Origin of the sequence: Microcoleus sp. S13C4, from assembly GCF_036700865.1 — a bacterium.
Taxonomy (GTDB): Bacteria; Cyanobacteriota; Cyanobacteriia; order Cyanobacteriales; family Microcoleaceae; genus Microcoleus.
On record NZ_JAUBPS010000134.1, the window covers coordinates 1 to 6,253 of the forward strand.

Consider the following 6,253-nt stretch of genomic DNA (forward strand, 5'->3'; position numbering starts at 1 on the left):
TGAGTTTCACACATTTTTTCCCTCAAGGATAGTTCCCCCTTGACAAACCTCTTTCTTCCTTAACTTGTCACCAATGTTCGTAAAACGGGAATACCAACCTCGTCATCTAAGGACACAGAAATCCCATATTCAACACGAGGTACTACTTCTGACAGCTTAAAAACTTCCCAATCCTTCGGAATTCTCCCCAGAGGCGAATCTTTAAACTCCTCAGTCTTAACCAAAGTCTCACGCATATCCCAACCCACCCAAAAACTCACTCAACTGCTGACGCGCCGCATCCCGTTCCGTTTCAATATCCTGCAACGTCACCCGATACTTATCCCACCAATTCTCTACCGCCACAATCACCTGCTGACGGTGAGCCGTGACATATCGCTCCAACTCAGCAATTAAGCCATCCTTGAAAATCGCCAACACCAACCCCTGACAATCCTCATCCGTCAACGCCGCACGTTTAGCCGACAAACGCTTCTCCACTTCTTTCTTCAGCGTCCTCAGTATTCCCTTAGCTTCATTCAATTGCTTTTTAATTTCCTTATAGGGTTCCAGTTGTTTCTCAATCTCGGCACTTTCCGCTTCCATCGGCTCAACCGTCGCCTCAAGTTCTGCGATTTTAGCCGCATTCAACAACGGCGAATTCTTCCTTAAATCCTTAATTTCCTTCTTCGGCTCCTTAATCAAACCTTTCAGAGACTTGAGCCTTGTCTCCAACTCCTTAGCAAAATTAACCGCCTCCGACTCCTCACCGCTGGCTTCTCCCTCCTCGGCCTCTTCCCCCCCTTCAAACGCAACCTTAAGCTGCTCTAACTGGGCAATTCTCGCCTCAGCATCAGCAATTTCCTCCAGATAGTCCGGCATCAACCGCACCACCAGCTTATGATTGAGCGGGTCGAACTTCGTCTGATTTTTCTGCGTATCATCATCCTGTTCTAAAGCATCCCGAATCGTATCCACCCAACTATCAACCAACCCGCCAAAATCCGATTCTGACAGCGTTCTGAGTTCATACTTCACTTCATCCCACCAACTCGCCACCACACCCGCCACCTTGAAGCGGTCAAGTAAACCGACAGGTTCCAGGCTATCAACAAACGAATGCAAAAACTCCCCTCGCAGTTCCATCACTTTCTTCGTTTTGGGCAACTCGCCCAAATCTGGTGCATGAAGTTGCCACCAAGCAGCAAACACACTATAAAGCTTACCTTCTTGTTGTTGAACGCCAGCATCAGATTCAATAAATTTTTTAATCTGCCCTCTTTCCGTAATTGAAGGAATAAAATCTAAATAATCCATTAATAATGCTCCACTAAAATCTTAGTTGGATCGAATCCATGCGCCTCTAACAATAGACGCTTTGCCTCTACCTCAACTTTAGGAATTCCTCCCAATAAATGAGCTTTCACATCCTGCGGTTCTGGCGGTGGCGCATTGTCCGCATAGCGGCGAATATTGCAGTTATAATCATTGTCTGCTAATTCCTGCTTTGTCACCACAGCCGAATAACCCGGTAAAGCCTTAAAATTTTCAAACACCCAGGTAATCTTTTCAATATGTTCGGGGCGCAAATAATTCTGAGCGCGACCTGCATAAAATTCCGCATCGGCATTAATAAATAATACCTGATTTTTACGTGCCGCAGGTTTCGCATCTTTACTGCCACGCATCACTAAAATACAAGCAGGAATCCCCGTTCCATAAAATAAATTGGGCGGTAAACCTATCACCGCTTCTAAACGATCTTTCTCAATCAAACTCTCGCGAATCTTTTTCTCTTCACCCCCCCGAAACAGCACCCCATGAGGCATTACCGTCGCCATCATCCCATTATCTTTTAGCACCGCCATCATGTGCTGAGCAAACATTAAATCTGCTTTTTTCCCCATTTCTGGACAAAATCCATGCGTAAACCTTCCCTGAAATGCCATCCCTTCACGGCTATAGTTTTGGGAAAAAGGCGGATTGCTAATTACTCGGTCAAACCGCATGAGTTCCCCGCCTTCAATATGTAAGGGATTAAATAGCGTATCATCATTGTGAATATCCGCGTCCCGAATCCCGTGCAGCAGCATATTAATCTTACAAATTGCCCACACACCGCCGTTATTATCCTGCCCGTAAAGCGCTAAATTTCTGGCATCGCCGCCGCACTCTTCAACATATTGCTGTGCCAGAATTAATATACCTCCAGAACCACAACAAGGGTCATAAACAGACATCCCTGGTTGTGGTTTCATCAGCCTCACCATCAACTGCACCACTTCACGTGGCGTATAAAATTCGCCCCCTTTCTTCCCCGCAGAATCAGCAAAATCTTTAATCAAATACTCATAAGCAGCACCCAATAAATCGGGAAAAACCAAATCTTCATTTCGTAATCGATACTTACTAAAATGTTGAATTAATTCGCGTAATTTAGAATCAGAAATCCGACTCTTTCCCACCTGACGATTAAAATTAATGTGACCTAATACTCCTGCTAAAGCTTGGTTCTTATCTTCCAGAGAACCTAAAGCTTTATTCAATCCATCTGCTACTTTTTCATGTACTTCATCGCGAATATAAGCCCATCGCGCTTTTTCCGGTACAAAAAAAGCCTCTTGGTAACTCATGGGATTTTCCGCCCTCTGTTTCGCCTCTTCCAGCGTGCGTCCCCGCGCCAGATTCTCCTGTATAATTTGGTCATAACGTTGCTCAAACACATCCGAAGCGCGTTTGAGGAATAGCATCCCAAAAATATACTCTTTGAACTCCGAAGCATCCATATTCCCCCGCAGGATATCGGCGGCGGCAAACAGATGTCGTTCGAGTTGTGGCAGAGTTAGCTTACCCATGAAAAAATACTTAATTTTAAGAAAAAAATATTCCTGATAAATGCGATCGCGCCTAACTCACCAGCTTACTAGCTACCCCTTGAGGAATCCGATCTAACCAGACAGGAATTACAGGCTCACCAGATTTTAAGAATGCGATCGCACTCTCCTAATCAAACTCTACCAGGTTAAGCGATCGCTTTTTTGAATTCCAGCACAACATAAACCACCCTAGCGAAACCGAATTTGTAAATTCCGGTTCCCTCCCCTTCAGCCGTTGCCGCATCATCGCCGCCACCTCAAAACTCAACCCCACAGACAGACAATACTCTATCATCGCCAACTCCCCGACTTGATGGCAGGCAAAAACAAGTTCTAATCCACGAATTACTGAAACAAGCCAGTAAAAACATTCAAAACATAGAGTCAAGCATTTCGGTAACGTCTTGTTGGTCGCGCCCCCGGTTGTCGTCATATATCATGAGAGTGTCTAGCTTTCTGTGCCTGCTGAGTTGCGGAATGTGGGTTCAAAAAAAAGCTGCACTCTCAGGACTAAGCGTGCAGATTTTTGCAGCCTGGCGGATACTACTTCTTAGAAGAACCTGACCTTTGTCGTAACATTGTTGGGGTTAGTACCTGAATTAGTAAGACAATAGAACGGATTAGGAAGGGTATAGCTACAATGAATTCAATTTCCGTACCCAAATACAAAGGCAGTATACTTGGTGGAATTTCGCTCGGTACAGCAATGCAGTTTCAAAACAATCCTGATTGCTGTTCCGAACAACTAGGATTTCCTTTGGGCTATAGCTGCTGTATCGGAACACCATTCAACACAGCCATGACGAACCCAGAAATGGCATCTACACTCATTAAGCTGCCTAACCGAGGGATGAATCGTCGGTCGTCCCAACCAGTCTATAGTGACTTTCCACGAAGGATGCTGCGTCTGCTTTAAGGACAACAAAATCGCCTCTCCGCATTCACCGGGACATCGAAAACAAGCCCACTTCCGATAGCGAGCATCACCAACGACAAATACCTGTTTCGGTATAATTTCTTCAGGTATTGGATGAGCTTTAACTATCTGTGCTGACAAGTCTGGTTTGTCAATTACTTTCAGCTTGATTAGAATCCATCGAATTAGATTGCGAAAAAACATAGCTCACTCCACCAAATCGAGAAATGGAACAATATCGCCTTTGCCCCAACAATCAGCAGTACCGCAGATAGGGCAATGCGGCTTGGAATCAGCAGCTTGCTTTCGATCGGTCATCAGGTGAAATTTTCTTACTCTTTGGGCTATCGCACCGTTCTCGCCTCGAAATCCTTGAAGGCGGTGTACCAACTCTTCAATCGCCATAATCGCAACACCTGTGGTGAAGAGTACCACTGCGGGACTTGGGTTTCCTTCACCTAGAACGTAAGCCTCTGCTTTCCGCCGTTCGTATTCGACTGGATGGTTCCGCTTCAAAGCCTCATCCCGCGCCGCCACAGAATTGATAACTTCTCGGCACAACAGGCAGGTGTGGTTGGGTATTAGTGCCGTTACTCGACCATCTAGCGCTTTGATTTCTGGCGGTTCAGTTGGAGATACCTCGATGGCAAGCCCTCCATCGAAAACAGGAGTCAGGTAATAGTAGGCAAAGCGGTTAAGCAACAACCGTCCGGCATGGTCATCCGTGCAACCGAAGACTATATCGCAGGACTTCAGGGCATCTCGGCAATCCCGATCGCCTATCCACGATTGATAGGACTTTACTTGCACTCCAAGCCATAGCTCCGAGAGCGATCGCGCTACAGCAAGAACCTTCGGGTGCTTTGCTTCAGCGTCTTCCCGAGTCGCGCCGTGAAGTCGGTTCAAGTTACTCTCTTCAACTACATCTCGATCAAAGAGCGCAATCAGCCGTACTCCCATTTTGGGTAGCAGCATGGCCACTGCACTCCCCGTACCGCCGCAGCCTACCACTCCAACCCTGAGCGTCGATAAATCCTGAGTAAGTGCTTCCCCAAATGCGAGCGATTGTCGGTGAAAAACTGACGAAGGTATACCCTTCCCCCGTCCCGTGTAGTGGAGCTGAATTGCTTTTCCTACAACACAAATCAGTTGTAGGGGAATCGACTCCTGCTGGCTCGTCCACAGGCGACAGACAAGCTCTCCTGAGTCTGTGAGAATTACGCTCAGGAGTTTTGTCTGGGGCCCATTTCTGTGCTGGGCAAGCTCTACAAGGTCAGGCTCGTTTCTATCATCCTGTTCGGAAAACGCAGCGATACCTCTCGGATGGCTGTGAACGATAGCCACCGTCATCCCCCTTGTTTGAGCGAGCTTCAATGCTCGAACAAAAGAATCAGTTTTCCACGTAATATGCCGCTCTGAACTGGAAACTATCTCATCTTCAGGAACCGAAAGGATTTCATAGGAAAGATATTTCCTGCGGTGCTGACCATCCCAAGGGTCCGATTCAATGACTACCTCTCCGCAGATCACGTAAGCCGCTCGTTCTCGTCCATCTGCGCGGCTCAGGGTTTCTTGGAGGTATTTAAGGTGTTCCTCCTGCAACACCATACTGGCAGTAAAGCTCATGCAGCCACCTCCAGGGCGTGTTCCACGCGCTTGAGCATCGTCCAAATACCGTCAGTACCGGGACGCCACTCGTTGTTGTGGCGCGACCACCGCTGCCACAACAACCCATTGAACCTAAAAGCCTGGTCTGCTGCTGTGGGGTAACGGTTGCGAGTGGCAAGCTTCACCCAGGGTTGCAAGTAAAACATATCAGGCGGGACATCTGGGTAGCCAGGTGGAAGCACAATCAATACCTCCGCCTGGTGGACATCGTACTTGTTGGACGGCAACCTAAAGCAAGGAAGAATTACTCCCTTTTGGCTCCCGTCTGTGACTTCCTGAAAGACAATACCTTTGCCTTCAAGATATTCCCGCTCTCGCGAGGGTAAGAAGCTCATGAATTAACCCTCCGTCGTAGTCTTCTTACCGGTGAAGAAGCGCTCGACTCCGGGAGCTTGGAGATCCACCGACTCCTCATTTCCAACCGGGCGGTCTTCTCCGTCCCGTACCTCCAGCCAAACTCCATAAGATTTGGGGTCAACTCCCGCAAGTTGTTTGAGCTTCAGCCCGGTAATGAGCGGTATCCCCCATTCAAATTTCCGGCCGTCAATTACAAAACGGAAAGAGCGATCGCTTTGCCAGGTGATAAACGCCTCTATACCCGGTTTCCGCAGATCGACCGTTTCATCAGGCCTGATTTCCTCAAGCTGCCCGTTCTGCAACCGCTGAAAGATGAGGTATTCATCAGATGGCCTCTTCCCTGCCGCGTCCAGAAGCTGAAAGCCCGCAATAACTGGATCGGTGCGATTCGTTTAGTCGAAACCCGAAAGGGGGGATGGCTAGCAACGGTGGGGTAAACCCTATAGGGTTGGAGTTC

Annotated in this window: 8 protein-coding genes; all 8 read right to left on the reverse strand. The window is 47.7% G+C overall.

All coding sequences use genetic code 11. The features are described from left to right. Nucleotides 1–59: 59 nt before the first annotated feature. The 8 genes from QT996_RS27885 to QT996_RS27920 all read right to left on the reverse strand — a co-directional run bounded on the left by QT996_RS27885 (nucleotide 60) and on the right by QT996_RS27920 (nucleotide 6,167). Nucleotides 60–236 carry a hypothetical protein gene (locus QT996_RS27885; protein ID WP_333050699.1) on the reverse strand — a complete coding sequence of 59 codons (177 nt, stop codon included), beginning with the start codon at nucleotides 234–236 and terminating at the stop codon, nucleotides 60–62. Further along, nucleotides 229–1,296, reverse strand: coding sequence for a hypothetical protein (locus QT996_RS27890; protein WP_333050701.1), 1,068 nt, complete (start codon nucleotides 1,294–1,296; stop codon nucleotides 229–231). The genes QT996_RS27885 and QT996_RS27890 overlap by 8 nt, the downstream gene beginning before the upstream one ends. Further along, a complete protein-coding gene (locus tag QT996_RS27895) occupies nucleotides 1,296–2,834 on the reverse strand; it encodes a class I SAM-dependent DNA methyltransferase (RefSeq protein WP_333050703.1) in 1,539 nt (512 codons plus the stop codon). Before QT996_RS27895 ends, QT996_RS27890 begins: the two co-directional genes overlap by 1 nt. A gap of 148 nt (nucleotides 2,835–2,982) precedes the next feature. After that, nucleotides 2,983–3,150, reverse strand: coding sequence for a hypothetical protein (locus QT996_RS27900; protein WP_333050705.1), 168 nt, complete (start codon nucleotides 3,148–3,150; stop codon nucleotides 2,983–2,985). A gap of 450 nt (nucleotides 3,151–3,600) precedes the next feature. Beyond that, nucleotides 3,601–3,975 carry a DUF6527 family protein gene (locus QT996_RS27905; protein WP_333050707.1) on the reverse strand — a complete coding sequence of 125 codons (375 nt, stop codon included), beginning with the start codon at nucleotides 3,973–3,975 and terminating at the stop codon, nucleotides 3,601–3,603. Between the two features lie 3 nt (nucleotides 3,976–3,978). Next, a complete protein-coding gene (locus QT996_RS27910) occupies nucleotides 3,979–5,397 on the reverse strand; it encodes a ThiF family adenylyltransferase (protein ID WP_333050708.1) in 1,419 nt (472 codons plus the stop codon). Beyond that, nucleotides 5,394–5,774, reverse strand: a complete 381-nt coding sequence (locus QT996_RS27915; protein WP_333050711.1) for an E2/UBC family protein — start codon at nucleotides 5,772–5,774, stop codon at nucleotides 5,394–5,396. The genes QT996_RS27910 and QT996_RS27915 overlap by 4 nt, the downstream gene beginning before the upstream one ends. 3 nt (nucleotides 5,775–5,777) lie before the next feature. Next, the gene (locus tag QT996_RS27920; RefSeq protein ID WP_333050713.1) at nucleotides 5,778–6,167 is read right to left on the reverse strand and encodes a multiubiquitin domain-containing protein; all 390 of its coding nucleotides are present in this window, start codon (nucleotides 6,165–6,167) and stop codon (nucleotides 5,778–5,780) included. Nucleotides 6,168–6,253 lie beyond the last annotated feature (86 nt).

Coding starts and splice junctions, on each gene's coding strand:
- QT996_RS27890 (WP_333050701.1), bottom strand. CDS start 1,296: ATGGATTATTTAGATTTTATTCCTTCAATTACGGAAAGAGGGCAGATT.
- QT996_RS27915 (WP_333050711.1), bottom strand. CDS start 5,774: ATGAGCTTCTTACCCTCGCGAGAGCGGGAATATCTTGAAGGCAAAGGT.
- QT996_RS27900 (WP_333050705.1), bottom strand. CDS start 3,150: ATGATAGAGTATTGTCTGTCTGTGGGGTTGAGTTTTGAGGTGGCGGCG.
- QT996_RS27910 (WP_333050708.1), bottom strand. CDS start 5,397: ATGAGCTTTACTGCCAGTATGGTGTTGCAGGAGGAACACCTTAAATAC.
- QT996_RS27895 (WP_333050703.1), bottom strand. CDS start 2,834: ATGGGTAAGCTAACTCTGCCACAACTCGAACGACATCTGTTTGCCGCC.
- QT996_RS27905 (WP_333050707.1), bottom strand. CDS start 3,975: ATGTTTTTTCGCAATCTAATTCGATGGATTCTAATCAAGCTGAAAGTA.
- QT996_RS27885 (WP_333050699.1), bottom strand. CDS start 236: ATGCGTGAGACTTTGGTTAAGACTGAGGAGTTTAAAGATTCGCCTCTG.